Raw genomic sequence first — 25,029 nt, forward strand, 5'->3', positions numbered from 1 at the left:
GATGTATTGGCCCCTGACCCTGGTTGGCGCTCTGGCCGGCTTTGCGCTGGCGAGTATCCCAGGCCTGCTGCTGGGCGGGCTGCTTGGTCAGGTGCTCGACCGGCGTCTCGGTTTACGTGGCTGGACGGCACTGGGTGAGCACCTGCGTGGCAAGACGACTGTGCGCGATGATGAGCTGCTATTCGTCATGCTCGGTCGCCTGGCGAAAAGCGACGGCGTGGTGCAACAGGCCCATATCCGCCAGGCCCGTGCCGAGATGCAGCGTCTCGCTGTTGGCGAGGCAGCCAAGGCGGCAGCCATCGAAGCTTTTTCTCGGGGCAAGACGGGGCAGGATAATCTGCGAGGTTCTCTACAGCGCCGTCGCGCCGATGCGGATGCGCTGCTGCGTGCCTGCTGGCGCATGGCCTGGGCCGATGGCCGGGTGGGGCAGACCGAGCGCGAACTGATTCTGCTGTGGGGCAAATGGCTGGGGGTTTCAGCCGATGCCCAGGAAGCATTGAGCGCGGCCTGCTCGCCACGTCGCGGCCCGCCGACGGCTGCCCCCAGTAGCTATCAGCAGGCACTGCGTCTGCTTGGCGTGAATGCCGACAGCGACGCGGAGCAGATCAAGAAGGCCTACCGGCGTCTGCTCAGCCGTCATCACCCGGACAAGATGGCCGGCAGCGGCGCGGCACCCGAAAAGGTGCGCGAAGCCACCGAGACGACCCGTGAACTGCACAACGCCTACGCGCTGATTCGCCAGCGGCGAGGTTTTCGTTGAGTTGAATCGGGTGATCCGGGTTCGTAGCTGACTTCTCTTCATCCTTCAGCAGCACATGGCGGCAGGGCGCCATGTGGGAAGCCTACTGGCCGGCACTCGCCTGTTTATCCAGCCAACCGCGCAAGCGTCTGAACAACTGTTCCTCGGCCACGCCAGAATTGCCCGGCAGAGCGTCCAGGCCGATCTGTACTAAGGAGGGCTGCGGCTGCCGCTGGCTGATCTGTTTGCGCAATTGTGCGGCCTGGCGTGCGCTAGGGCTGTCCCGGTAATAGAAGTCGCCCACATTGGCCTTGATCTGCACCAACAGGTCGTTGATCGGCGACTCGAAGCCTTCCGGCTGACGGATATCTACCAGCAGCAGGTTGTCGAGGTTGGCAGGCGTGCGCTCGGCGATGTAGCGGGCAGCCCAGTAGGCACCGCTGCCATGGCCCAGCAGTACGATGGTTTTGGCCTGTTGCTGCTCGGCGAAGGCGAGGCTGGCGTCGATACGTGCAAACACACGCTCGACGTGAGCAGCGCGTGCATCTTCTGCGCTTTGCGTGGGCTCTTCGGCAGGCACCGGTTCAACTGTGGCGGGTTCTTCAGGGTTCTCGGCAAGTATATCGCCGCTGGCAAGCGGAGGCTCGGCAATGCGCACGGGGAGGTTGGCGCCCTGGGGATCCGGCAGGCTTACGCTCAGGCTGTGCCAGCCGACATCCGGCAGCTTGTGCCGCAGCGGGCCGATGATCCGCGGTGCATCGGCGCTTTCGTTATCGCCCGGTAGCAGGATTACCGCACCTTTGGGGGCTGGATCGTTGGCTGGCAGCCAAAGGGCGAGAAAAGGCGTGCCGGCTGCATCGAGCCGCTGTTGTTCATTGGCTGTCAGTTGACGTTCGAGCGCCAGGGCTTCCAGGTCACTGCGTTCGGCCAATGGCGCACGCGGCTCTGGCGCAGAGTCGCTTTGCTCGCCGGCTTCGGCGGGTGGACTCTGATCGCCTTGCACGGCCATCGCGCTCGTCAGCAGCGTCAGGCACAGCAGGTAGCGTGGCGGGTGTCGAAAGCGCATCATCGTATGGCCCGGATGTTGGATAGCGGCTAGAGCCTAATCACTTGTCGTGGATTTGTCAGATCCTGCTGTAGCTTAATGCGGCTTTGTGGCAGGCATTCGTTCTGCGTAGTCTCCCTCCGTTTCTGGTACCGAGCATGATCCACCGCTGGCTGTTTCTCCTGATGCTGACTCTGCCGACTGCGTCGTGGGCGGATGAGTTGCCGTCGGCGCCTGCCCAGGTGTTCGACAGCACCCAGCAGCAATGGCTTGCCGCGCATCCCGTATTGCGTGCCGGGGTTGTGTTGCAGGCGCCCTATGCTCAGCTTGATCGGCGCTTGCATCGCCTCAGCGGCGCCAATGTCGAGATGATGAATACGCTGGCTGCGTTGATGGGCGTCCAGCTGCGCTGGCGAACCTTCCAGACAATGGATGAGTTGGAGCAGGCGTTGCGCAGTGATCAGATCGACCTCGCGCCCGGCCTTGGCCAAACACCTGCGGGGCTGCGTCGCTGGGTGTTTTCCGATCCTTTCCTGCGCGTGTCGCACCTGCTTATCGGCGAAGGTGACAGCGGCGGGGCGGTCGATCTGGAGCAACTCGACGAGCGCTCGCCGATTGCCTTGAAAGTGTCGGATGCGGTACTCGATTACCTGCGCAGCAGCTACCCGAAGCTCAAGCTGGATATCGCCAGCTCACCACGCCAGGCCCTGCAACGGGTGCTCAACCAACAGGCCAGTTATGCGGTGCTCGACGAAGCACAGCTCGGGCGCCTGTCTCGCGAGCCGGAGTTTATCGGCCTGACAATCGTCGGCGATATCGGCTTCCCACAACTGCTGCGGGTCGCCACGCGCCGTGACTGGCCTGAGCTGTCTGCCATCGTCGATGTCGCGCTGCGCAGCGTGTCCGCCCGGGAGCTGGACGATCTGCACAGTCGCTGGCTGCCGCCGAGTTATCTGCAGCAGGATACATCGTCGAGCTTCTGGCGCGGGATCAGCCTGCTGCTCGGCCTGTTGCTGGTGTTCGCACTGCTGTTGGCGCTGTGGATGCGGCGTCAGCGCGACACCCTGGAGTTTCGCCTGCTCGCCGCACGCCACGAGATCGAGCTGCGCGAAGTCGCTCGCGATGCGTTACGGCTGTCGCAGTTTTCCATCGACAACAGCACGGTGGGCATCCTCTGGGTCAATTGGGACAGCCATGTACGTTACGCCAACCATGCCGCCGAGGTGATGCTCGGCTGCCGCAGCGGCGGCGTGGTCGACCGGCCCTTGAGTGATTTCGAGCCGAGCCTGAGCATGGATCGCTGGCTCGATCTGTGGCGCCTGGCCCGCAAGGGAGACGAGCGGCCACCCAGTTTCGAGACCGAATGCCTGCGTGCCGATGGCAGCCGTTTGCCAGTGGACGTATCGCTGAGCTTTCTACGGTACCGCGATACCGAATACCTGGTGGTGTTCATCACCGATGTCACCGAGCGCCGCCGCGCCCTGGCCGCGCTGCAGGAGAGCGAGGCGCGGCTGCAGGGCATCGCCTCCAACGTGCCAGGCGTGGTGTTTCGCCTGGAGCGTGCACGACCAGGCGATCCGGCGCTTTTCGCCTTCATTGGTGAGGGCAGCGAAAGCCTGGTCGGGTATCGGGCGGCGACTCTGCTGGCGCCCGATCATGGCCTGCGCAGCCTGGTGCACCCGGACGACAAGGCCGATTACCACCGCGTTCAGGATCGGGCGTTCGACAGCGATAGCGATTGGCACTGGCAGGGGCGCATGCTCACCCACACCGGCGAGTCGCGTTGGGTCGACATCAAGGCCATGGCCAGGCGTATGGCCGATGGTCGGCTGATCTGGGATGGCGTGGTCTGGGACATCAGCGAGAACAAGCGCAACGAGCTGGCGCTGGCTGAATCCCAGGTGCGCCTGCGCGATCTGTCGGCGCACCTCGAGAGCGTGCGCGAAGAGGAAAAGGCCCGCATCGCCCGTGAGGTGCATGACGAACTGGGCCAGGTGCTCACCGTGCTCAAGCTGGAAACCTCGATGTGCGAGCTGGGGTTCGCCGATCTCGACCCAGGCCTGAGTGGTCGCCTGAACAACATGAAGAAGCTGATCGCCCAACTTTTCCAGCTGGTGCGCGATGTAGCCACGGCGTTACGCCCACCGATCCTGGATGCCGGTATCGCTTCGGCCATCGAATGGCAGGCGCGGCGTTTTGAAGCGCGCACGCAGATTCCCTGCCTGGTCGAGGTGCCCGAATACCTGCCACCACTGAGCGATGCCAAGGCGACCGGCTTGTTTCGCATCCTCCAGGAGTCGCTGACCAACGTCATGCGCCATGCCGAGGCGCATACGGTGACGGTGCGCCTGGAGTTGCTGAGCGACAGCCTGCACCTGTCGATCAGCGACGACGGCCGCGGCTTCCACCCTGCTGCCGTACGCGCCGATTCCTTCGGTCTGGTGGGCATGCGCGAGCGGGTGCTGATGCTCGGCGGACAATTGACCCTCGACAGTCGGCCGGGCGAGGGTACCCTGTTGCGGGTGAGGGTGCCGCTGAGCGAGTGTGTGTCCGGTTATTGAACTGAGGTGAGCACGTGATCCGAGTACTGGTGGCGGAAGACCACACCATCGTCCGTGAGGGCATCAAGCAACTGATCGGCATGGCCCGCGACCTGCAAGTGGTCGGCGAGGCGAGCAACGGCGAACAGTTGCTGGAAACCTTGCGGCACACGCCTTGTGAGGTGGTGCTGCTGGACATCTCCATGCCTGGCGTCAACGGCCTGGAAGCGATTCCACGGATTCTCGCGTTGGCGCAACCGCCGGCGATCCTGGTGCTGTCGATGCACGACGAAGCGCAGATGGCCGCCCGCGCGCTGAAGATCGGCGCTGCCGGTTATGCCACCAAGGACAGCGACCCGGCCTTGCTGCTCACGGCGATTCGCAAGGTCGCCAGTGGTGGGCGTTATATCGATCCTGATCTGGCCGATCGCATGGTTTTCGAAGTTGGCCTGACCGATTCGCGGCCGCCCCACGCGCGGCTTTCCGAGCGTGAGTTCTCGGTGTTCGAGCGCCTGGTGCAGGGCGAGGGCGTGAACGAGATCGCCGCCCACCTGGCGCTCAGTAGCAAGACCATCAGCACCCACAAGGCACGCCTGATGCAGAAGCTCAACCTGCATTCGGTCGCCGATCTGGTGCGCTATGCGGTCGAGCACAAACTGGTCTGACAGAGGGACTTGTCTATTCACGACACGCTTCCTGGGCATGCTGCCTCACTGAATCAAGCCTGCCGTTCGTAGGCTTATCCATTTGCGACATCGTTGTAGGAATCGCCCTACAGCTGTCTTTCCGTCTGCCTTATATCAAAGTGTCATCACGCCCGATTTTCAGGTTCTAACGTCGGTTCTAGTCTTGAGCCACGGTAGAACAACAGGCAGGTGCGGTGATGGGCGACACTTCTTCGAGCGACATCCTGGTCAGTTTTCGTGGCGTGCAAAAGAGCTACGACGGCGAGAACCTGATCGTCAAAGACCTCAACCTGGACATTCGCAAAGGCGAGTTTCTGACCCTGCTTGGGCCATCCGGCTCTGGCAAGACCACCAGCCTGATGATGCTGGCCGGTTTCGAAACACCTACGGCCGGCGAGATCACCCTGGGCGGCAAGCGTCTGAACAACGTGCCGCCGCACAAGCGCGACATCGGCATGGTGTTCCAGAACTACGCACTGTTTCCGCACATGACCGTGGCCGAGAACCTGGCGTTCCCCTTGAGCGTGCGTGGCATGAGCAAGGCCGACGTCGGCGAGAAGGTCAAGCGCTCATTGTCCATGGTGCAGTTGGACGCTTTCGCCGGCCGTTACCCGGCGCAGCTGTCCGGCGGCCAGCAGCAGCGTGTGGCCCTGGCCCGTGCCCTGGTATTCGAGCCACAACTGGTGCTGATGGACGAACCCCTGGGGGCGCTGGACAAGCAGCTGCGCGAGCACATGCAGATGGAGATCAAGCATATCCATCAGCGCCTCGGCGTGACCGTGGTCTACGTGACCCACGACCAGAGCGAAGCGCTGACCATGTCCGACCGGGTGGCGGTGTTCCACCAGGGCGAGATCCAGCAGATCGCATCGCCGCGCGAACTCTACGAGTCGCCATGCAACACCTTCGTCGCCCAATTCATCGGCGAGAACAACCGCTTCGCCGGCGAACTGGTCGAGCGCACTGGTGACAACTGCACCGTGCAACTGAGCCGTGGCGAGAAGGTGCAGGCGTTGGCCATCAACGTCGGTCAGCCTGGCGACGCCGTGAGTCTGTCGATCCGCCCCGAGCGCATTCGCCTGAATGCCGCGGCGCAGACCTGCGACAACCGCTTCTCCGGGCGCGTCTCGGAGTTCATCTACCTCGGCGATCACGTGCGTGTGCGCCTCGAGGTCTGCGGCAAGACCGATTTCTTCGTCAAGCAGCCGATTGCCGAGCTCGATCCCGCTCTGGCCGTCGGCGATGTGATCCCGCTCGGCTGGCAAGTCGAGCATGTCCGCGCCCTCGATCCGCTGTCGGCGGATTGACTGGCGTTTCTCGCTTTACCACTGCACTCGGAGCAAGCCAAGAAATGTCGAAGATTCTCTCTCTTTCCGCACTGACCCTGGGGCTGATCTGTGCCGCACAGGTTCAGGCGGCGAACCTCACCGTGATCAACTTCGGTGGCGCCAACAAGGACGCCCAGGTCAAGGCCTACTACCAGCCGTGGGAAGCGGCGGGCAACGGCAAGATTATCGCCGGCGAATACAACGGTGAAATGGCCAAGGTCAAAGCCATGGTCGACACCAACAGCGTGTCCTGGGATCTGGTCGAGGTCGAGTCACCGGAACTGGCCCGCGGCTGCGATGAGGATCTGTTCGAAGAGATCGACTATTCGGTGATCGGCGACAAGGACGCCCTGGTGCCCGGCGCGGCGACCTTCTGCGGCGTCGGCTTCTTCGTCTGGTCGACGGTCATGGCCTACAACGCCGACAAGCTGAGCACGGCGCCGACCAACTGGGCGGATTTCTGGGACGTGAAGAAATTCCCCGGCAAGCGTGGCCTGCGCAAGGGCGCCAAGTACACCCTGGAGTTCGCTCTGATGGCCGACGGCGTTGCGCCCAAGGACGTGTACAAGGTGCTGGCCAGCAAGGATGGTCAGGAGCGTGCCTTCAAGAAGCTCGACGAACTCAAGCCGCACATCCAGTGGTGGGAAGCCGGCGCCCAGCCGCCGCAGTACCTGGCCTCCGGCGACGTGGTCATGAGCTCGGCCTACAACGGCCGCATCGCCGCTACCCAGAAGGAAGGCAGCAGCCTGAAAGTGGTCTGGGACGGTGGTATCTACGACTTCGACGCCTGGGCCATCCCGAAAGGCGCGAAGAACAAGGACGAAGCGCTGAAGTTCATCGCCTATACCCTGCAGGCTGAAAACCAGAAGACTTATTCGGAGAACATCGCCTACGGGCCGGTGAACCCGAAAGCCGTCGATCTGCTGGACGCCAAGGTCGCCGCCGACCTGCCGACCGCGCCGGAGAACATCGCCAACCAGGTGGCCATGGACGTGACCTTCTGGGCCGACTTCGGCGAAGTGCTGGAGCAGCGCTTCAACTCCTGGGCCGCGAAGTAAAGCCTGAGCAGGTCGTCGTTATACGAGCATCGTTGTGAGGAGCGCCTGCGTGCAGGCGCTCCGGCTCTACCCCGAATTCCTTATTCGTTTCACCGGAGTTAGCCCCATGGCCCTAGCAGTGCCCCTTGCCGAGGTCGCCGGCCCCACGCTCAAGCAGCGTCTGGCGCGCGCCGAGCGGATGAATCGCCTCAAATCCCAGGCATTGATCCTGCCGCTGGTGCTGTTTCTCGTCTTCACCTTTCTGGTGCCGATCGTGGCGCTGCTCAATCGCAGTGTGGATAACCCGGACGTGATCGGTTCGATGCCGAGAACCGTCACCGCCATCGAAGCGTGGGATGGCCGTGGCCTGCCTGCCGAGCCGGTATACCAGGCGCTGGCGCTGGATCTGGCCGAGGCCCGTGAACAGCAGAAGCTGGGCGATCTGTCCAAACGCCTGAACATGGAACTGGCCGGCTACCGCAGCTTGCTGGCCAAGACGGGGCGTGCCCTGCCGTTCGAGACCGAACCGGCATCCTACAAGGATGCGCTGGAATCCTTCGACGAGCGCTGGGGCGACCCGGCCTACTGGCAGGTGATCCGCCGCAACACCAGCGCCTGGACGCCTTACTACCTGCTGGCGGCGCTGGATCATCGCGTCGACGACACCGGCGCCGTGGTCAAGACCACGCCGGATCAGGCCATCTACCTGGACATCTTCGCCCGCACTTTCTGGATGAGTGCGGTGATCACCGCCATCTGCCTGGCGCTGGCCTATCCGCTGGCATACCTGCTGGCCAACCTGCCGACCCGGCAGGGCAACCTGCTGATGATCATGGTGCTGCTGCCGTTCTGGACATCGATTCTGGTACGGGTCGCGGCCTGGATCGTGCTGCTGCAGTCGGGCGGTCTGATCAACTCCGCGCTGATCAAGCTCGGATTCATCGATCAGCCTCTGGAGTTGGTGTTCAACCGAGCCGGTGTGTACATCTCCATGGTGCACATCATGCTGCCGTTCATGATCCTGCCGATCTACAGCGTGATGAAGGGCATCTCGCCGAGCTATATGCGGGCCGCGATCTCCCTGGGCTGCCACCCGTTCGCCAGCTTCTGGCGGGTGTACTTCCCGCAGACCCTGGCCGGTGTCGGCGCGGGATGCCTGCTGGTGTTCATCCTGTCCATCGGCTACTACATCACCCCGGCGCTGCTCGGCAGCCCGAGCGATCAGATGGTCAGCTACTTCGTGGCCTTCTACACCAACACCACCATCAACTGGGGCATGGCCACCGCCCTGGGCGGGCTGCTGCTGGTCGCCACGCTGCTGCTCTACGTGGTGTACAGCTGGCTGGTGGGCGCAGGCCGCCTGCGTCTTGGATAAACGGTCTGCGTAGCAGGCCAACCGCCCTCTCCGCTGGGAGAGGGTGCCCGAAGGGCGGGAGAGGGCGGTTCCATTCGCACCGCTCCCAAGCCCCTCTCCGATAAACCGGAGAGGGGAGCTTCAAGCCAAAAGAACACTGGAGTAAGACGCTATGCTCAGTCCCTACATGTCCCCCATCGAGCGCGCCTGGTACTACGGCCTGCGTCTGCTCTGCGGTCTGGTGCTGCTGTTCCTGGTGCTGCCGATCCTGGTGATCGTGCCGCTGTCGTTCAACTCCGGCACCTTCCTGATCTACCCGATGCAGGGCTTCTCGCTACGCTGGTATGAGGACTTCTTCGGTTCCGCCGGCTGGATGCGTGCGCTGAAGAACAGCATGATCATCGCCCCGGCGGCGACCGTGCTGGCCATGGTGCTGGGTACCCTGGCGGCCATCGGCCTGACCCGCTCCGAGTTTCGCGGCAAGGCGCTGGTGATGAGCCTGCTGATCTCGCCGATGGTGGTGCCGGTGGTGATCGTCGGCGTGGCCAGCTACCTGTTCTTCGCGCCACTCGGTCTGGCCAACGGCTACCTGTCGCTGATCGTGGTGCACGCGGTGCTGGGCGTGCCCTTCGTGATCATCACCGTGTCGGCCACGCTGCAGGGCTTCAACTACAATCTGGTGCGTGCCGCGGCCAGCCTCGGCGCCTCGCCGATCACCGCCTTTCGCCGGGTGACCCTGCCGCTGATCGCGCCTGGGGTGATATCCGGTGCCCTGTTCGCCTTCGCCACCTCGTTCGATGAAGTGGTGGTGACCCTGTTCCTCGCCGGCCCCGAGCAGGTCACCCTGCCACGGCAGATGTTCAGCGGTATCCGCGAAAACCTCAGCCCGACCATCGCCGCTGCGGCGACCCTGCTGATCGGCTTCTCCATCCTGTTTCTGCTGACCCTGGAATGGCTGCGCGGGCGTAGCGAGAAGTTGCGCACTCAGCAGCCCAGCTGAGTACGGGCAAGGAATCCCGGGGCCTGTGACAGGCTCTGGGCTGTGTGTCTGTCATGCAAGGAGTGAACTATGTTCGTAAGGAGTCTATGTCGTTGGGGTACTTTGGCCTGCATCCTCGTCGGGCAGCCGGTACTGGCCGTCCAGATCAATGTCGTCTCCTTCGGTGGTTCCGTGCGCGAAGCGCAGCGACAGGCGTTCTACCGTCCATTCAAGGAGGCCACCGACATTCTGGTGGTCAATGGTTCCTATAACGGCCAATTCGACAAGCTGCGGCGTATGCAGGCCATGCAGCACGTGACCTGGGATGTCATGGAAGTGGAATCGCCCGAGCTGGCCCGGGGCTGCGAGGAGGGGCTGTTCCGACCGCTGTCCGAGTCGCTGCAACATGAGGCCGGGGAGCTGCTTCCCGGCGCGTTGCGCCCATGCGGCGTCGGCACCTTCATTTGGTCCATGGTGCTGGCCTACGATACCGAACGCCTGTCCCAGGCACCGCGCAATTGGGCAGATTTCTGGGATGTCCAGCGTTTCCCGGGGGGGCGCGGCCTGCGCCAGGGCGCCAAGTACAACCTGGAATTCGCGCTTCTGGCCGACGGCGTGCCCGCTTCGGAGGTCTACGCCCGGCTGGCGACCGCGGCCGGTGTCGAGCGGGCTTTCCGCAAGCTCGAGGAGCTCCGGCCGCATATCCGCTGGTGGCAGGCCGGCGAGGAGCCGGTACGGCGCCTGGCCGATGGCGGGGTGGTGATGAGCGCGGCCTACAGCGGCCGCATCGGCGCCGCCCAGGATCAGGGCGCCAAGCTGGGGCTGGTCTGGTCCGGCAGTATCTACGATTTCGATTTCTGGGCCATTCCCCGCGGCAGCATCAATGTGCAGGAGGCCGAGCGTTTCATCCACTTCGCCAGTCAGGCGGAGCCGCAACGAACCTTCGCCGAACTGATACCCTACGGGCCGGTGAGCCGCCAGGCGACCACCTCGCTTTCCGCGGAGCGAGCGGCACGCTTGCCCACGGCCGAGGCGAACATGCGTGACGCGCTGGCCATTGGGGTCGACTTCTGGGCCGAGTATGGCGACGCCCTCGAACAGCGTTTCACTGCCTGGCTGGCACGCCGCTGACCCCGGAGCGTTAGCGCTCAACGACCAAGCGTTTTGCGGCCTTGCCGCGGCCGCAGCAACCCCCCTTGGTTGCGGCGGCTTTTTTATGCTTCATCGCCCTGGCCACCCTCTCCCCAGCCCCTCTCCCGGAGGGCGAGTGGAAACAGCGATGGTCTTTGTTCCAGCCGCCATCCCTGGCGGCCACCGTGCAGGCCGTCGTCGCAATTTCCCGGATCCGCTTGCGTACAGACGGCACCGGGCCCGCACGACCCGGTAGACTGTCGCGCTTTATCTGCACCTTTCCCGGAAAGCCCCATGGATTTCGACGATCCCAGTTTTCGCGAACTGCTCGACGCGCTGCATGACGGCGTCTACATCACCGATGCCGATGGCATCACCCTCAAGGTCAACAGCGCCTACGAGCGGCTCACCGGGCTGCGCAGCGAGGATGTGGTCGGCCAGCACATGCAGGCGCTGGTCGAGCAGGGGGTGATCTCCCAGTCGGTGTCGTTGCGTGTGCTCAAGGAGGGCAGGGCGTTGTCGCTGATGCAGAGTGTCAGCCAGGGTAAGCGCCTGCTGGTCAGCGGCACACCTATCTTCGCCGCCGATGGCAGTGTGTGCTATGTGGTCAGTACCGTGCGCGACATGACCGAGTTGCTGCGCATGAAGCACGAGCGCGACGAGCTGCAGCAGCTCAAGCAGTTACGCAACAGCACCGCACGCCTGCATGCCGGCCAGCGTGATGACCTGTTCGATGCATCTCCGGTGGCCGATTACCCCGCCTCGGGGCGGGTATTCGCCCAGGCCCGCCAGGTCGCCGCCAGCGATGTGAAGGTGCTGCTGCAGGGCGAGACCGGTGTCGGCAAAACGCTGATCGCCCAGTACATCCACAAGGCCAGTGCCCGGGCCGCACAACCTTTCCTGGCGCTGAACTGCGGTGCCCTGCCGGAAAACCTCATCGAGGCCGAGCTATTCGGTTATGTGCCGGGCGCCTTCACCGGCGCCGGCAGCAAGGGCAAGCGCGGCCTGCTCGAGCTGGCGCACCAGGGCACGGTGTTCCTCGACGAGATCGGCGACCTACCGCTGGCGCTGCAGGTGAAGCTGCTCAAGGTCATCGAGGAAAGCCGCTTCATTCCGGTCGGTGGCCTGGAGCTGAAGGAAGTGGACGTGCGCATCATCACCGCCACCCACCACGACCTGCGCGCCATGGTCGGCGAAGGGCGATTTCGTGCCGACCTCTACTACCGGTTGAACGTGGTGCCGATCCATATTCCGGCGCTGCGCGAGCGGCCTGAGGAGATCCAGCCGCTGCTCGACTTCTACCTGGCCGAGTTCAACCAGCGCTACGGGCGTGAATTGGAATGGGAGCTGGAGGCCCTGGATGCGCTGACCGATTACCCCTGGCCGGGCAACATCCGCGAACTGATCAACCTGGTCGAGCGCCTGGTCGTCACCTGCAGCGGAACTGCCGTGGAACTCTTCGACCTGCCTGAGGAGATGCGCAGCAGTGAGCGGGAAGCCGGTGACGACAGCCTGCTGCCGCTGCGCAAGCAGGTCGAGCAACTCGAGCGGCGGCTGATTCGCAAGGCGTTGGTGCAGCACAAGACCACTCGCGAAGCGGCCCGTGTGCTCGGCCTGAGCCAGGCGACCCTGGTACAGAAGATGAAACGCTGGGAACAAGGCTGATTGGAAAATGGATCATATGACGGCTATCTGATCCATTTTCTGATCGCTGCGGTATCCCGATAGCCTGTGGCAGATCGACGCAACCCGTCTACGGCAAGGGTTTCGTCAGACTGGCACAGGAATCGCTATGACAGGCCCGAACCCGTCCAGCTAACAATGCATAAAAGGGCCTGATGATGAGTATTGCCGCATTCAAGATCGCCAATAAGCTGCTGACCGGCCAGGGTGCCGTCGAGCAACTGGCCGTCGAACTGCCCCGTCTGAAAATCGAAAACCCGCTGATCGTCACCGACGCCATCCTGATCAAGTCCGGCACCGTCGATCACGTCCTCAAGCAACTGGGCGAACGTGCCTATGGCATCTTCGACGGCGTCGAGCCGGAGCCGGAGATCGCCATCGTCGAAGCCTGCGCCAAGGTGTACCGGGCTGGCGGCCATGACGGTCTGATCGGCGTCGGCGGCGGCAGCGCCATCGATATCGCCAAGGCGGTCGCCGGCTACGTCGGCCATGACGGCGCGCTGGAAGAGCTGTTCGGCGTCGATCAGGTCAAGCGCAAGGGGCCACCGCTGATCGCCATTCCGACCACTGCCGGCACCGGGTCGGAAGTGACCAACGTGTCCATTCTCTCGGACAAGAAAGCGCAGCTGAAAAAAGGCATCGTCAGCGACTACCTGCTGCCCGACGTCGCCCTGGTCAGCCCGTTGATGACCCTGACCTGCCCACGCAGTGTCACCGCCGCCAGCGGCGTCGATGCCCTGGTGCATGCGGTGGAGTCGTACCTGTCGGTGAATGCCTCGCCGATCACCGACGCCCTGGCCATCGGCGCCATCAAGCTGATCGCCAAGGCTCTGCCCAAGGCCTATGCCAACCCGGCCGACCTGGTCGCTCGCGAAGACATGGCCACCGCCAGCCTGATGGCCGGTATGGCGTTCGGCAACGCCGGCGTCGGTGCGGTGCATGCCCTGGCCTATCCCCTGGGCGGGCGTTTCAATATCGCCCATGGGGTCAGCAACGCCCTGTTGCTGCCCTATGTGATGGCCTGGAACAAGCTGGCCTGCGTCGAGCGCATGGCCGAGATCGCCACCGCCATGGGCGTGCAGACCCATGGGCTTAGCGACAAGGCCGGCGCCGACCTGGCCGTCGAGGCCATGGCCGAACTGTGTGCCAGTGTCGACATCCCCAAGGGCATGCGCAGCTTCGGTGTGCCGGAAGAGGCGATTCCGGCAATGGCCGAGGAGGCCAGCAAGATCGACCGGCTGATGCGCAACAACCCGCGCCGGCTTAGCGCAGCGGATATCGAGAAGATCTACCGCGCCGCTTATTGATCACGCGCAATCCCTGATGTAACGCCCCGGTTCCCCGGGGCGCACTGGTTTACAACTCTAATAAAACTAGGTAACCCACATGTCCGATCTGCACGAGCAGGGCCCGGAAGCGCCCTACACCCCGCTGGGGCCGTTCAAGCTGCGCCTGCCCTTCATCCACTACCGCTTCGAAATCTCCGACTACATGCAAGGCTTGCTCATGTGTGCGGTGGATCTGGCGGCGATCCCATTGATGACCGAATTCCTCGGCATGCCGTTCGAGGTGGCGCTGGCGGTGGTCATGCTCAACGGCCTGCTGTACCTGATCCACCACCTGCTCGGCGACCCGGTGGTGCCGGGCTGGATCACCCCGGCCATCCCCATGCTCATGGCCTACTGCAGCCAGTTCCCGGAGGGCCCGGAGCGGGTGCATGCGCTGATCGCCTTCCAGTTGATGCTGGGGATATTTTCCATCGGCCTGGGCATGACCGGGATGGCTCGAAAGGTGGTGTCCCTGGTGCCCTCGGCGCTCAAGGCCGGGATCATCATGGGCGCCGGACTCAGCGCGGTAGTCACGGTATTCAAGGAAGGCGGACGTTTCGATGCCTTCCCCTGGACGATCTCCATCGCCATCGGTGTGGCCTTCTACCTGGTGTTCTCCGTGCACTTCCAGGAGCTGAAGAAGCGCAATCGCTTCTGGTGGAACTTCGCCAAACTGGGCATTTTCCCGATCATCCTGCTGGCGGTGATCGTCGCGCCGATCTTCGGCGAGGCGCCGTGGCCGAGTATCGAGTGGGGCATCAGCAAGCCCGACTTCGTCACCCTGTGGAACGAGTACACCGTGTTCGGCCTGGGTATGCCGCCGCTGATGATGTTCGTCACCGCCATCCCCACCGTGCTGGCCGCCTATCTGGTGGTATTCGGCGATGTGCTGGGCGCCAAGGCGATCCTCTCCGAAGCCGATGACATTCGCCGTGACGAGAAAGTCGACTTCGACCCTGACCGCTCCCACCTGATCTTTGGGGGGCGTAACGCCTTCATGAGCATCTTCGGCCCGGACGTGGCCATGTGCGGGCCGCAGTGGTCGGCCATGCAGGTGGTGATCACCGAGCGCTTCAAGGGCGGCGCCAAGGCGATGAAATCCATCTACGGCGGCGTCGGCTCGTTCCGCTGGGGCACCAACACCGGCCTGCTGTTGTTGCCGGTGGTGACCCTGGTACAGCCGATTCTCGGTGTGGCCCTGGCGCTGACCCTGCTGATCCAGGGCTACGTCAGCGTGCGCCTGGGCATCATGGAAGCGCGCAGCCAGCGTGACCTGGGCATCGCCGGGGTGATCGGCGCGGTGCTGGCGATCAAGGGCGCCGGCTGGGCCTTCGCCATCGGGCTGGGTCTGTGTCTGCTGATCTACGGCACCCGCTTCTTCCGTGGCGAGAATGACCAGACCTTCAGCAAGGATCTGCCGCCCGCCGAGATTCCCCAATCCGGACTGAAACCATTACCGTCGGGAGCCACGACTCCCACCGTACAGGAGTGATCCCATGCAACTGAACGATCCCCGACTGCTGCGTCATCAGGCGTATATCGACGGCCAGTGGTGCGACGCCGAAGATGGCGCCACCACGGAAATCTTCAACCCCGCCAGCGGCGAATCCCTGGGCCGGGTGCCGAACCTGGGCGCAGTCCAGACTCGTGCCGCCATCGAAGCAGCCCGTATTGCCCAGCCGGCCTGGCGCGCCCTGACCGCCAAGGAGCGCGCCGCGCGGCTGCGCAAATGGTACGAGCTGATGCTCGCCAACCAGGAAGACCTGGCGCGGATCATGACTGCCGAGCAGGGCAAGCCGCTGACCGAAGCGCGGGGCGAAGTGCTCTACGCCGCGTCGTTCATCGAATGGTTCGCCGAGGAAGCCAAGCGCGTCTACGGCGATACCATTCCCGGCCATCAGGCCGACAAGCGCCTGTTGGTGACCAAGGAACCGGTCGGCGTGACGGCGGCGATCACGCCCTGGAATTTCCCGGCGGCGATGATTACCCGCAAGGCTGGCCCGGCCCTGGCCGCCGGTTGCGCCATGGTGCTCAAGCCTGCGCCACAAACGCCTTTCAGCGCCCTGGCCCTGGCCGTGCTGGCGGAGCGTGCCGGCATCCCGGCCGGGCTGTTCAGCGTACTGCCGGCCGACGCCGAGCGTTCCCGTGAGGTGGGTGCCGAACTGTGCGCCAACCCCATCGTGCGCAAGCTGTCGTTCACCGGCTCCACCGGTGTCGGCATCAAGCTCATGGAGCAATGCGCACCGACCCTGAAGAAACTGTCCCTGGAACTGGGCGGCAACGCGCCCTTCATCGTCTTCGCGGATGCCGATCTGGATGCCGCGGTGGAAGGCGCCATGGTCGCCAAGTACCGCAACGCCGGGCAGACCTGCGTCTGCGCCAATCGCATCTACGTACACGATGCGGTGTACGACGCCTTTGCCGGGAAGCTGGCGGCGGCCGTGGCCAGATTGAAGGTCGGCCACGGTGCCGAGGCAGGCGTGACCACTGGCCCGCTGATCGACGGCAATGCGGTCGCCAAGGTTCAGGCACACCTGGCCGATGCGCTGGAGAAGGGCGCCAGAGTGCTGCAGGGAGGTCAGGCCCATGCCCTGGGCGGCAACTTCTTCGAGCCCACTGTGCTGACCGGCGTGACGGACGACATGCGCGTCGCCCGTGAAGAAACCTTCGGGCCGCTGGCGCCGCTGTTCCGCTTCACTGAAGAAGCCGACGTGGTACGCCAGGCCAACGACACCGAGTTCGGTCTGGCCTGCTACTTCTACACCCGCGATCTGGCCCGCACCTTCCGGGTAGCCGAAGCGCTGGAGTACGGTATGGTCGGCATCAATACCGGGCTGATCTCCAACGAAGTGGCGCCGTTCGGCGGCATGAAAGCCTCCGGCCTGGGCCGCGAGGGTTCCAAATACGGCCTCGATGAGTATCTGGAGATCAAGTATCTCTGCCTGGGCATTTGAGGCACTTTGGCGCGCCGCTGTCAGGCGGCGCTGCCAGATGGCGTTCGAGCCGTTACAATGCGCGCCACCGTGATCCAGCACTCAGAGGTGCGCCATGCAACCCTTCGCCATCGCCCCGTCGATCCTTTCCGCTGACTTCGCCCGTCTGGGTGAGGAAGTGGACAACGTACTCGCCGCCGGGGCGGATATTGTCCATTTCGATGTCATGGACAACCACTACGTGCCCAACCTGACCATCGGCCCGATGGTCTGCACGGCGCTGCGCAAGTACGGCGTCACCGCGCCCATCGACGTGCACCTGATGGTCAGCCCGGTGGATCGCATCATCGGCGACTTCCTCGAAGCCGGTGCCAGCTACATCACCTTCCACCCCGAAGCCACTCTGCACATCGACCGCTCCCTGCAGTTGATCAAGGATGGCGGCGCCAAGTGCGGCCTGGTGTTCAACCCGGCGACCTCGCTGGACGCGCTGAAGTACGTGATGGACAAGGTCGACATGATCCTGCTGATGAGCGTCAACCCCGGTTTCGGTGGCCAGAAATTCATCCCCGGCACCCTCGACAAGCTGCGTGAAGCCCGCGCCCTGATCGACGCCAGCGGCCGCGATATCCGCCTGGAAATCGATGGTGGCGTCAGCGCCAAGAATATCCGCGAGATCGCCGAAGCGGGTGCCGATACCTTCGTCGCCGGCTCGGCGATCTTCAACCAGCCGGATTACAAGGCGGTGATCGACGCCATGCGTGCCGAACTGGCCCAGGTGCGTGGATGAAACCGCTGCGCGAGTTGTGCGCCGGTGAGCTGCCGCGTCTGGTGATGTTCGACCTGGACGGGACGCTGGTCGATTCGGTGCCGGATCTGGCCACCGCCGTCGACCGCATGCTGATCGAGCTGGGGCGTGTGCCGGCCGGCGTCGAGCAGGTTCGTGAATGGGTTGGTAACGGCGCGCGCGTGTTGGTGCGCCGCGCCTTGGCCGGTGATATCGAGCACAGCGCCGTGAATGATGCAGACGCTGACGTTGCGCTGGCGCGCTTTCTCGATATCTACGCCGACTGTCATGACCTGACCGTGCTCTATCCCGGCGTACACGAACTGCTGGAAGCTCTGAGCACCGCCGCCGTCGAGCTGGCCGTGGTGACCAACAAGCCGGAGCGTTTCGTCGCGCCACTGTTGGAACAGGTTGGCCTGGGCGGTTATTTCCGCTGGATCATCGGCGGCGACACCCTGCCACAGCAGAAACCCGACCCTGCCGCGTTGCTGCAGGTGATGCACCTGGCCGGCGTGACTGCTGCGCAGTCGCTGTTCGTCGGCGACTCGCGCAACGACGTGCTCGCCGCCCGAGCTGCCAGCGTGCCCTGCGTGGCCGTGAGCTACGGCTACAATCACGGCCGCCCGGTTGCCGAAGAAGAGCCGAACCTGGTGGTCGATAGCCTTGCCGAGCTGCTTTGACGTGTAGGGTGGGTCACGCTTCACCGATCCACCATTGCGATGGCGAAGGGGGAGGGAAAAGTGTCAGCTATGCGCCCCGATCCACCCCGGCTTGCAGCGTGCAGCGTGCAACTGCTACCTTGGCCGCTCGTCATTCCCCCTCTTCGAGATGCTCCCGTGGTGGTCACCTGCAAACTCTGGATGAAAGTCATCAAGGCCCTGGCCCGTTGGCGCTGGCGCGCCTGACATTCTTCTGCCGCGACAGGCGGCCCGTTCGCACTGACCGATTTCCCAAGCCACGAGGCTGATCATGATCCATGAAGAATTCCTGCGTTTAGCCGCTGAAGGCTACAACCGCATTCCGCTTGCCTGCGAAACCATCGCCGACTTCGACACGCCACTGTCGATCTACCTGAAACTGGCCGACGCCCCCAATTCCTACCTGCTCGAATCAGTGCAGGGCGGCGAGAAGTGGGGCCGTTATTCGATCATCGGCCTGCCGGCGCGTACCGTACTGCGCGTACATGACCACAGCGTCGTGGTCAGCACCGACGGCATCGAAGTCGAGCGCCACGAATGTGCCGACCCGCTGGAGTTCGTCGAGACCTTCAAGGCACGCTACAGCGTACCGACCATTCCCGGTCTGCCGCGTTTCAACGGCGGTCTGGTCGGTTACTTCGCCTACGACAGCGTGCGCTACGTCGAGCCGAAGCTGGCCAGGGGCGTCAACCCCGATACCCTGGGCACCCCGGACATCCTGCTGATGGTCTCCGACGCCGTGGTGGTGTTCGACAATCTGGCCGGCAAGATGCACGCCATCGTGCTGGCCGACCCCGCCGAGCCTGATGCCTTCGAGCGCGGCCAGGCGCAGTTGCAGAGCATTCTGCACAAGCTGCGTCAGCCTTTCACGCCGCGCCTGGGGGTGGATCTGAACAAGGCGTCGGGTGAAGAACCGGCTTTCCGCTCCAGCTTCAGTCGCGAGGATTACGAGCGCTCGGTCAATGCCATCAAGGATTACATCCTCGCTGGCGACTGCATGCAGGTGGTGATTTCCCAGCGCATGTCGATACCCTTCGAGGCCGCGCCCATCGACCTGTACCGCGCGCTGCGCTGCATCAACCCGACGCCGTACATGTACTTCTTCAACTTCGGTGACTTCCACGTCGTTGGTTCCTCGCCCGAGGTGCTGGTGCGTGTCGAAGACAACCTGGTCACCGTGCGTCCCATCGCCGGTACCCGCCCGCGCGGTGCCACCGAAGAGGCTGACCTGGCGCTGGAGGAGGATCTGCTGTCCGACGCCAAGGAAGTCGCCGAGCATCTGATGCTCATCGACCTGGGCCGCAACGACACCGGTCGCGTCTCCGAAATCGGCTCGGTCAAACTCACCGAGAAGATGGTCATCGAACGTTATTCCAACGTCATGCACATCGTCTCCAACGTCACCGGCGAGCTGAAGAAGGGGCTGACCTCCATGGACGCTCTGCGCGCCATCCTGCCGGCCGGTACCCTCTCTGGCGCACCGAAGATCCGTGCCATGGAAATCATCGACGAGCTCGAACCGGTCAAACGGGGCGTTTATGGCGGTGCGGTCGGTTACTACGCCTGGAACGGCAACATGGATACCGCCATCGCCATCCGCACCGCGGTGATCAAGGACGGTGAACTGCACGTCCAGGCCGGTGCCGGCATCGTTGCCGATTCGGTACCCGCGTTGGAGTGGGAAGAAACCCTCAACAAACGCCGCGCCATGTTTCGCGCTGTGGCGCTGGCGGAGCAGGGCTCGTGCTGATGAGCTGAAACGGGCGGCAGATGCCGCCCGTTTTCGTTTGTGTGAGTTCGCTTTCGAGCCGATATCGCCTATGCATCCAGAGCATGCGAAATACGGGCTGTGCTGTCTCAGACCGCGGCCGTAGCTGTCTGAGCGCCCGGTTGCACATGGGCGGTGCTGGCGCAGCTGTCGATGTACGCGGCCAGGTGGTGCAGTTCGATGAACTTCGGCGCTTTGGCGCTGCTGTCCAGGGTGGTGATCGGCAGATTCAGGCGCCCGGAGGCGATGGCACGGATAAAGTTGTCCGGGCTCAGGTGGCGGAAGTACACCGCGCGCACCCGGTCGATGGGCACCAGTACGTCGCCGTGGGTTCGGAAAAGGAGCTCCAGCGTCTGCAGCGGCAGTGGCGGCTCAGGCTGAGTGTTCATGGCGTGGGCTTGGCAACTCCCGGTTCTGGTTGATAGGGCATGTGATCATTCTTCGGTGAAGCGCGACGATTTGAGGATGCCGCCCACCAGGTGAATCTTGCTGACCTTGTCCTGCGGAATATGAATGGGCGGATGGTTCTGGTTGACGCTGTCGAAGCGGTACATGCCGTCGCGCAGGTAGATGTATTCCTTGATCATCGCCTGCCCATCCTGCGTGCGCACCATCACCTCGTCGCCAGCGTGGAAGGGCTTGTTCGGCTCGATCAGCACGTACTCACCGTTCTTGATCCGCGGGTGCATGCTGTCGCCGCTCACCCGCAGGCCATAAGCGTTCGGATCGTCGCTATAGATACGCAGGTAGCCGTCCCCGTGGCCGACGGGAAAGTCGATCTCTTCGAAGTAGCCATGGGTGCCCAACTGCGCATGCCCCACCACCGGTACCGCGCCGCCGCGGGCATGGCCGACGTCCAGCGTATCGGCCACCGGCACGGGCCGCGCTTCACTGCCGACGAGTTCGGCGATGCTGACGCCCAGCGCCGGGGCGAGCAGCAGCAGATCCGCCAGGCTGGGTTCACGCAGATCACTCTCGTAATTGCCGATGCGCGACTGGGACGACCAGCCGCATGCTTCAGCCAGTAGTTGCTGGCTGAGGCCTCTGTTCTTGCGCAGGTGCTTGATGCGTTGCCCGAGAGTTTCCATGACGGCGCTCCATTAATCACGATATGAAATGTTTATAGCGCAATTTGCGTCTTGAATAAAACACGTATCGTGATTATTTTTCTCTCAGTCGATCACCGATAAGGGCTCGACCAATCCTTGAGCCCGGCACGCGCAGCCAGCGCCAGCGGGATGTCCAGTTATCTGACCGCCGACAGGGTGGCAGGAGGAGCACCATGATTTCCTACATCGATGAAACCTTGCAGTTATGGGCCGATGAGCGGCAGGGCAGCGCAACCGATCTCGCCGCCGGGTTTGGCAGCAATGTCATCGCCTCGCTGATGGCGTATCAGGGCGTGTTGACTCGCCGCACACGTGGCAGCCGGGTATTGCTCGACAGGGCGGCGGAGATCGAGTGGATCGTCAGCAAGCACCTGTCGCCTGAACAGCGGCAGGTCGTCATCGAGCACTACTGTGGCCACTCCGCTTCGCAAAGCGAGAAATGGGCTGCGTGCGGTTGCAGTCGCTCGCAGTTCTATCGACGCCTGGGACAGGCGCACAAGTCCATCCAGTACCAACTCTTGAAGCGCGCCGCCTGAGCGCGCTTTTCATTTCTGTCCCCTGCTGACTCGCCAGGCAGCAACCTGCAGCGCCGCCCGGCACGCCGATGTACCTTCAGACCTCTATTGCCTTGGCCAACACGGTTCCGATCACCGTGCACGCGCCATATTTCGTGGGGCTGCGTGTACCAAACCTTACCGTATCCGTTTTTTTCCAGCGCGTTTCCGCTGATGGTCGCAGGTGTCTTGTGACCCTGGGAATCGGGGGATATAAATTCATCAACGTCAGAGAGGTGGGCGAGCAGCCAGCCGGCCTTGTGACTCTTTTCTACTGATTGCGCGCTCTTGAAAGCGCGCCGCAACAAACCGACCTTCCTCTAGCAAAGCCCCGCCAGCGTGCGGGGCTTTGTCGTTTCAGGGGGCGGCGTAACCCTCAATATCGTCGTGGCCATCGGCCTCGGGGAGGACAATAACAATGAACGAGTTCAGCAGTACCGTGTTGCTCGGTGTGCTTGGCGCCAACCTCGCAGCGCTGCTTGCGTCCATCGACGGCGAAGCGGCCATTGGGGCGCTGTTCGGGGCGCTGGTGTACTTCACCACTACCCAGCAACTGCCGATGTGGAATCGACTGGCGTTCTTTCTGACGTCGGCGGTAATGGGCTACCTCTGCGCCCCGGCGATCACCGACTTTCAGTTCTATGGCATCCACCCGTTCGCCTATCCGGGGCCGGCCGGCTTTGCCGGCGCCGGGCTGGTGGTAACGCTGATGCTCACTGCCATTCGCCGGCGGGTCGGCGCCTCGCGCGATCAGGCCCCGAAAGACCGGGACGATTGACCTGCCGTTCCGAGCTACTTGCCGCAACCGATATCCGAACCCGTGCGTGTGACACACCCGTGTCGCCGTACTCACCCAGGCCCGCCACCGCGCGGGCTTTTTCATGTCTGGAGGAAACACCCATGACCATCAAAACCTTTGACCAAATGGCCGCTGCCGGAGAATTCCCGCTGATTGGTTTCAACGCCGCGGGGCTGGGCAACAATCCCTACGTCGATGCCATCGGCACGGCGCTTCTGGATACCCACTACCGCACCATTGCGCCACGCGGTCACCAGCCGGACTACATTAAGTCCTATGCCGGTGGTCTGGGCGGCAAGCCGTTTGCGGTGCGCCTGCCTTTTGCCGGCGAGCGTATCGCCATCCTCGACGGTGCCGGCGGTTTCACCCTGCGCCAGAGCTATATCGAGGAGATCCGCCTGGCCATCCGGCACGTGCACAGCTGGGGCGGTTTCTCGCTGCTCGATATGCACAACTACTGCCGCTGGTACGTGGGCGCCAATGGGCCGGTAAGTGGCCGTGTGGTTCAGGCCTGGGGTGACGGCTTCGCCCTGTGGACGGCCATTGGCGCGCCCGACTGCCCGGTGAACTATGCATTGCTGGCGCGTATCTGGGCGGCGATCGCTGGTGAGCTTCGCGACGAACCTGGGCTGTTCGGCTATGGCCTGATGAATGAGCCCCACAACATGGGCAGCGTGCCCGACGGCGGCGTCAACGTCGAAACCTTGTGGAACGACAATGTGCAGAGCCTGGTCAGCGCAGTGCGCGCCGTCGATCCACGGCATTTCATCACTGTGGCTGGCAACGCATTCAGCTCTGCCGCGGACTGGCCACGCCGCTCCGACATGCTCAAGAACCTCCAGGATCCTGGGGGGCGGCTGCTCTACGAGGCGCATCAGTATCCAGACAAGGGAGGCCAGGGCGGTGGCAAGTGGAGCCAGGCCAATGAGTCGGTCACCTACCGTGAGCGGGTGGCCGATTGGCATCCCTTCATCGACTGGCTCAAGGCCAACGGCAAACGCGGTATCGCCGGCGAGTTCGGCGGCCCGGATCACGTGCCCGGTATGCGCAGCTACTTCACCGAACTGCACAAGTACTTCGATGAAAACCACATCCTGCGTTTTCAGTGGCTGGCCGGCCCCGGTGATGCGGATGACGATCCCAACGGCATGGATCGCAACGACGGCACGCTGAAACCCAACACGCGTTCGCTGATGGCGCGGATCGGCAACAGCACCACCGCCTACGGGCCTCGTTAATCCCCTCAACATGGCTCGCTTCGGCGGGCCATTCTCTACTGGAGAATCATCATGGCCCGACTCACGGCTGCCCAGGCGGGCGGCACCAACGTACTCGCCTTTCTAGACATGCTCGCCTGGAGCGAAGGCACCTCGACCATCGCCGACAGCGATGACGGCTACAACGTGCTGGTGGGCGGAACGCTGTTCAGCGACTACAGCGCGCACCCGCGCCGCCTGATCGACCTGCCGCGCTACGCCATTCAGTCCTCGGCAGCCGGCCGCTATCAGTTTCTGGCCCGCACCTGGGACTCCATCGTCAGCCTCTACCACTTTCACGGCCGTTTCACGCCGAAGGCACAGGATCTGGCCGCGGTGAAGCTGCTTGAGGAGTGCGCTGCGCTTGGGCATATCCGCGCCGGGAGAATAGAGCAGGCCATCACCGCCGCCGCTCCGATCTGGGCCAGTCTGCCTGGCGCCGGCTATGGCCAGCGCGAACATAAGCTCAGCGCACTTCTGGGCATTTACGAAGAAGAGCGCGCCGCTGAAGTCTGCGACCAAGCCGACCTGCTGGCCATGTACACCGCCTGTGGCGGACAGGTAGCAGGATGAACTGGCTTTCAGCGATCCCTGCGAGCTACCGCCAGCTTGCTGGCGCCGGCCTGGCTCTGGTGTTACTGGTCGGCGCCGCCGGCCTGGGGTGGCTTGTCCAGGGCTGGAGACTGGGCGAGCAAATGGCTGAGCAGGGCAGGGAGCTCGAGCGCCAGATCGCCCAGCGCGACAGGCTCCACGCCGACACGCTGGCCGAAACCCAGCGCGTTGCTGCCGACCAGGTTCGACGCTCGCATGAAAAGCGTCTGATGCTCGAGCAGCAACTGCAGGCCTCATCCCAGAATCAACACAGGAAACTTACCGATGCCGAGAAAGCTGCTGCCCACCTGCGTGATCGCCTTGCTACTGCTGAACTGCGGCTGTCAGTCCTACTCGCCAACCCTGCCGCCGATTCAGGTAGTGGCAGCGCAAGATCCTCCACCGCCGGTGCCGGATGCCTGGTGGATGGAACCGGTCGAGCCGACATTGACAGCGGATCTGCTCAACGAATTGTCGGCATCGTCGAGCGAGGTGACCGGGCGATCATCGCGCTGACGGCGTGCCAGGCTTACGTGCGAAAAGTGGTTGGCAGCGGGTGAGGTTGGTGAGGGTATTTGCCTTGAAAAGTTCGAGAGCTGCGTGAAGGGACGGAGGCTTCAGCGAAACGGCGGGTGCCGTTGTCAGCGTCGGGTGAATGAAGATCCGGTGCCGCAGGGATTGCTT

At 63.5% G+C, this 25,029-nt stretch carries 22 protein-coding genes and 1 pseudogene; 20 read left to right on the plus strand and 3 right to left on the minus strand.

The features are described from left to right. Position 1: 1 nt before the first annotated feature. The gene (locus tag DNK06_RS16090) at positions 2-760 is read left to right on the plus strand and encodes a DnaJ domain-containing protein (RefSeq protein ID WP_131181005.1); all 759 of its coding nucleotides are present in this window, start codon (positions 2-4) and stop codon (positions 758-760) included. A gap of 82 nt (positions 761-842) precedes the next feature. On the opposite strand, the gene DNK06_RS16095 is transcribed toward DNK06_RS16090, so the two are convergent. Further along, a complete protein-coding gene (locus DNK06_RS16095) occupies positions 843-1,808 on the minus strand; it encodes an alpha/beta hydrolase family protein (protein ID WP_131181006.1) in 966 nt (321 codons plus the stop codon). A 134-nt stretch (positions 1,809-1,942) separates the two neighbouring features. Between DNK06_RS16095 and DNK06_RS16100 the strand changes: the two genes are divergently transcribed. The 14 genes and pseudogenes from DNK06_RS16100 (at position 1,943) to trpE (ending at position 20,018) form a co-directional block, all read left to right on the plus strand. Next, positions 1,943-4,345 (plus strand): PAS domain-containing sensor histidine kinase, encoded by a 2,403-nt coding sequence (locus DNK06_RS16100; protein ID WP_131181007.1) that lies wholly within the window; start codon positions 1,943-1,945, stop codon positions 4,343-4,345. A 14-nt stretch (positions 4,346-4,359) separates the two neighbouring features. After that, positions 4,360-4,989: a response regulator gene (locus DNK06_RS16105; protein ID WP_131181008.1), complete on the plus strand. Its 630-nt coding sequence runs from the start codon at positions 4,360-4,362 to the stop codon at positions 4,987-4,989. Positions 4,990-5,207: 218 nt separating this feature from the next. Next, a complete protein-coding gene (locus tag DNK06_RS16110) occupies positions 5,208-6,317 on the plus strand; it encodes an ABC transporter ATP-binding protein (RefSeq protein ID WP_131181009.1) in 1,110 nt (369 codons plus the stop codon). A 44-nt stretch (positions 6,318-6,361) separates the two neighbouring features. Beyond that, entirely contained in the window at positions 6,362-7,396 is a 1,035-nt protein-coding gene (locus tag DNK06_RS16115) for an ABC transporter substrate-binding protein (RefSeq protein ID WP_131181010.1), read from the plus strand. 106 nt (positions 7,397-7,502) lie between these two features. Continuing rightward, positions 7,503-8,750 (plus strand): ABC transporter permease, encoded by a 1,248-nt coding sequence (locus DNK06_RS16120; RefSeq protein WP_131181011.1) that lies wholly within the window; start codon positions 7,503-7,505, stop codon positions 8,748-8,750. A 151-nt stretch (positions 8,751-8,901) separates the two neighbouring features. Continuing rightward, on the plus strand, positions 8,902-9,729 hold the full coding sequence (locus DNK06_RS16125; RefSeq protein ID WP_131181012.1) for an ABC transporter permease: 828 nt from the start codon (positions 8,902-8,904) through the stop codon (positions 9,727-9,729). Positions 9,730-9,798: 69 nt separating this feature from the next. Beyond that, positions 9,799-10,839, plus strand: a complete 1,041-nt coding sequence (locus DNK06_RS16130; RefSeq protein ID WP_131181013.1) for an ABC transporter substrate-binding protein — start codon at positions 9,799-9,801, stop codon at positions 10,837-10,839. A 294-nt stretch (positions 10,840-11,133) separates the two neighbouring features. Beyond that, entirely contained in the window at positions 11,134-12,504 is a 1,371-nt protein-coding gene (locus DNK06_RS16135) for a sigma-54 interaction domain-containing protein (protein WP_131181014.1), read from the plus strand. A 176-nt stretch (positions 12,505-12,680) separates the two neighbouring features. Next, positions 12,681-13,829: an iron-containing alcohol dehydrogenase gene (locus DNK06_RS16140; protein WP_131181015.1), complete on the plus strand. Its 1,149-nt coding sequence runs from the start codon at positions 12,681-12,683 to the stop codon at positions 13,827-13,829. A 79-nt stretch (positions 13,830-13,908) separates the two neighbouring features. After that, complete coding sequence (locus DNK06_RS16145) at positions 13,909-15,342, plus strand: hypothetical protein (RefSeq protein WP_131181016.1); 1,434 nt, start codon at positions 13,909-13,911, stop codon at positions 15,340-15,342. A 4-nt stretch (positions 15,343-15,346) separates the two neighbouring features. After that, positions 15,347-16,804 (plus strand): NADP-dependent succinate-semialdehyde dehydrogenase, encoded by a 1,458-nt coding sequence (gene gabD, locus DNK06_RS16150; protein WP_131181017.1) that lies wholly within the window; start codon positions 15,347-15,349, stop codon positions 16,802-16,804. Positions 16,805-16,898: 94 nt separating this feature from the next. Continuing rightward, positions 16,899-17,573 carry a ribulose-phosphate 3-epimerase gene (gene rpe / locus DNK06_RS16155; protein ID WP_131181018.1) on the plus strand — a complete coding sequence of 225 codons (675 nt, stop codon included), beginning with the start codon at positions 16,899-16,901 and terminating at the stop codon, positions 17,571-17,573. Continuing rightward, positions 17,570-18,475, plus strand: a pseudogene (locus DNK06_RS16160) (phosphoglycolate phosphatase). The gene rpe and the pseudogene DNK06_RS16160 overlap by 4 nt, the downstream one beginning before the upstream one ends. 64 nt (positions 18,476-18,539) lie before the next feature. After that, a complete protein-coding gene (trpE, locus tag DNK06_RS16165) occupies positions 18,540-20,018 on the plus strand; it encodes an anthranilate synthase component I (RefSeq protein ID WP_131181020.1) in 1,479 nt (492 codons plus the stop codon). A gap of 107 nt (positions 20,019-20,125) precedes the next feature. Here trpE and DNK06_RS16170 read toward each other — a convergent pair whose 3' ends face one another. Continuing rightward, positions 20,126-20,425, minus strand: coding sequence for a pyocin activator PrtN family protein (locus DNK06_RS16170; protein WP_131181021.1), 300 nt, complete (start codon positions 20,423-20,425; stop codon positions 20,126-20,128). A 45-nt stretch (positions 20,426-20,470) separates the two neighbouring features. Beyond that, positions 20,471-21,124, minus strand: coding sequence for an XRE family transcriptional regulator (locus DNK06_RS16175; RefSeq protein WP_131181022.1), 654 nt, complete (start codon positions 21,122-21,124; stop codon positions 20,471-20,473). A gap of 194 nt (positions 21,125-21,318) precedes the next feature. Between DNK06_RS16175 and DNK06_RS16180 the strand changes: the two genes are divergently transcribed. From DNK06_RS16180 to DNK06_RS25130, 5 genes are all read left to right on the plus strand, one after another. Then, a complete protein-coding gene (locus tag DNK06_RS16180; RefSeq protein WP_131181023.1) occupies positions 21,319-21,681 on the plus strand; it encodes a PA0613 family protein in 363 nt (120 codons plus the stop codon). Positions 21,682-22,117: 436 nt separating this feature from the next. Further along, the gene (locus DNK06_RS16185; protein WP_131181024.1) at positions 22,118-22,477 is read left to right on the plus strand and encodes a putative holin; all 360 of its coding nucleotides are present in this window, start codon (positions 22,118-22,120) and stop codon (positions 22,475-22,477) included. Between the two features lie 122 nt (positions 22,478-22,599). Beyond that, positions 22,600-23,736, plus strand: coding sequence for a glycoside hydrolase family 5 protein (locus tag DNK06_RS16190; RefSeq protein WP_131181025.1), 1,137 nt, complete (start codon positions 22,600-22,602; stop codon positions 23,734-23,736). Between the two features lie 51 nt (positions 23,737-23,787). Continuing rightward, positions 23,788-24,327 carry a glycoside hydrolase family 24 protein gene (locus DNK06_RS16195; protein WP_131181026.1) on the plus strand — a complete coding sequence of 180 codons (540 nt, stop codon included), beginning with the start codon at positions 23,788-23,790 and terminating at the stop codon, positions 24,325-24,327. Next, a complete protein-coding gene (locus DNK06_RS25130; protein ID WP_165493644.1) occupies positions 24,324-24,905 on the plus strand; it encodes a lysis system spanin subunit in 582 nt (193 codons plus the stop codon). Before DNK06_RS16195 ends, DNK06_RS25130 begins: the two co-directional genes overlap by 4 nt. Positions 24,906-25,029 lie beyond the last annotated feature (124 nt).

Origin of the sequence: Phytopseudomonas daroniae (assembly GCF_004327285.1) — a bacterium.
Classification (GTDB): Bacteria; Pseudomonadota; Gammaproteobacteria; order Pseudomonadales; family Pseudomonadaceae; genus Aquipseudomonas; species Aquipseudomonas daroniae.

Bases quoted from the DNA above. Each gene is read 5' to 3' on its own strand.
- DNK06_RS16090 (WP_131181005.1), top strand. From the start codon at position 2: ATGTATTGGCCCCTGACCCTGGTTGGCGCTCTGGCCGGCTTTGCGCTG.
- DNK06_RS16095 (WP_131181006.1), bottom strand. From the start codon at position 1,808: ATGATGCGCTTTCGACACCCGCCACGCTACCTGCTGTGCCTGACGCTG.
- DNK06_RS16100 (WP_131181007.1), top strand. From the start codon at position 1,943: ATGATCCACCGCTGGCTGTTTCTCCTGATGCTGACTCTGCCGACTGCG.
- DNK06_RS16110 (WP_131181009.1), top strand. From the start codon at position 5,208: ATGGGCGACACTTCTTCGAGCGACATCCTGGTCAGTTTTCGTGGCGTG.
- DNK06_RS16115 (WP_131181010.1), top strand. From the start codon at position 6,362: ATGTCGAAGATTCTCTCTCTTTCCGCACTGACCCTGGGGCTGATCTGT.
- DNK06_RS16120 (WP_131181011.1), top strand. From the start codon at position 7,503: ATGGCCCTAGCAGTGCCCCTTGCCGAGGTCGCCGGCCCCACGCTCAAG.
- DNK06_RS16125 (WP_131181012.1), top strand. From the start codon at position 8,902: ATGCTCAGTCCCTACATGTCCCCCATCGAGCGCGCCTGGTACTACGGC.
- DNK06_RS16130 (WP_131181013.1), top strand. From the start codon at position 9,799: ATGTTCGTAAGGAGTCTATGTCGTTGGGGTACTTTGGCCTGCATCCTC.
- DNK06_RS16135 (WP_131181014.1), top strand. From the start codon at position 11,134: ATGGATTTCGACGATCCCAGTTTTCGCGAACTGCTCGACGCGCTGCAT.
- DNK06_RS16140 (WP_131181015.1), top strand. From the start codon at position 12,681: ATGAGTATTGCCGCATTCAAGATCGCCAATAAGCTGCTGACCGGCCAG.
- DNK06_RS16145 (WP_131181016.1), top strand. From the start codon at position 13,909: ATGTCCGATCTGCACGAGCAGGGCCCGGAAGCGCCCTACACCCCGCTG.
- gabD (WP_131181017.1), top strand. From the start codon at position 15,347: ATGCAACTGAACGATCCCCGACTGCTGCGTCATCAGGCGTATATCGAC.
- rpe (WP_131181018.1), top strand. From the start codon at position 16,899: ATGCAACCCTTCGCCATCGCCCCGTCGATCCTTTCCGCTGACTTCGCC.
- trpE (WP_131181020.1), top strand. From the start codon at position 18,540: ATGATCCATGAAGAATTCCTGCGTTTAGCCGCTGAAGGCTACAACCGC.
- DNK06_RS16170 (WP_131181021.1), bottom strand. From the start codon at position 20,425: ATGAACACTCAGCCTGAGCCGCCACTGCCGCTGCAGACGCTGGAGCTC.
- DNK06_RS16175 (WP_131181022.1), bottom strand. From the start codon at position 21,124: ATGGAAACTCTCGGGCAACGCATCAAGCACCTGCGCAAGAACAGAGGC.
- DNK06_RS16180 (WP_131181023.1), top strand. From the start codon at position 21,319: ATGATTTCCTACATCGATGAAACCTTGCAGTTATGGGCCGATGAGCGG.
- DNK06_RS16185 (WP_131181024.1), top strand. From the start codon at position 22,118: ATGAACGAGTTCAGCAGTACCGTGTTGCTCGGTGTGCTTGGCGCCAAC.
- DNK06_RS16190 (WP_131181025.1), top strand. From the start codon at position 22,600: ATGACCATCAAAACCTTTGACCAAATGGCCGCTGCCGGAGAATTCCCG.
- DNK06_RS16195 (WP_131181026.1), top strand. From the start codon at position 23,788: ATGGCCCGACTCACGGCTGCCCAGGCGGGCGGCACCAACGTACTCGCC.
- DNK06_RS25130 (WP_165493644.1), top strand. From the start codon at position 24,324: ATGAACTGGCTTTCAGCGATCCCTGCGAGCTACCGCCAGCTTGCTGGC.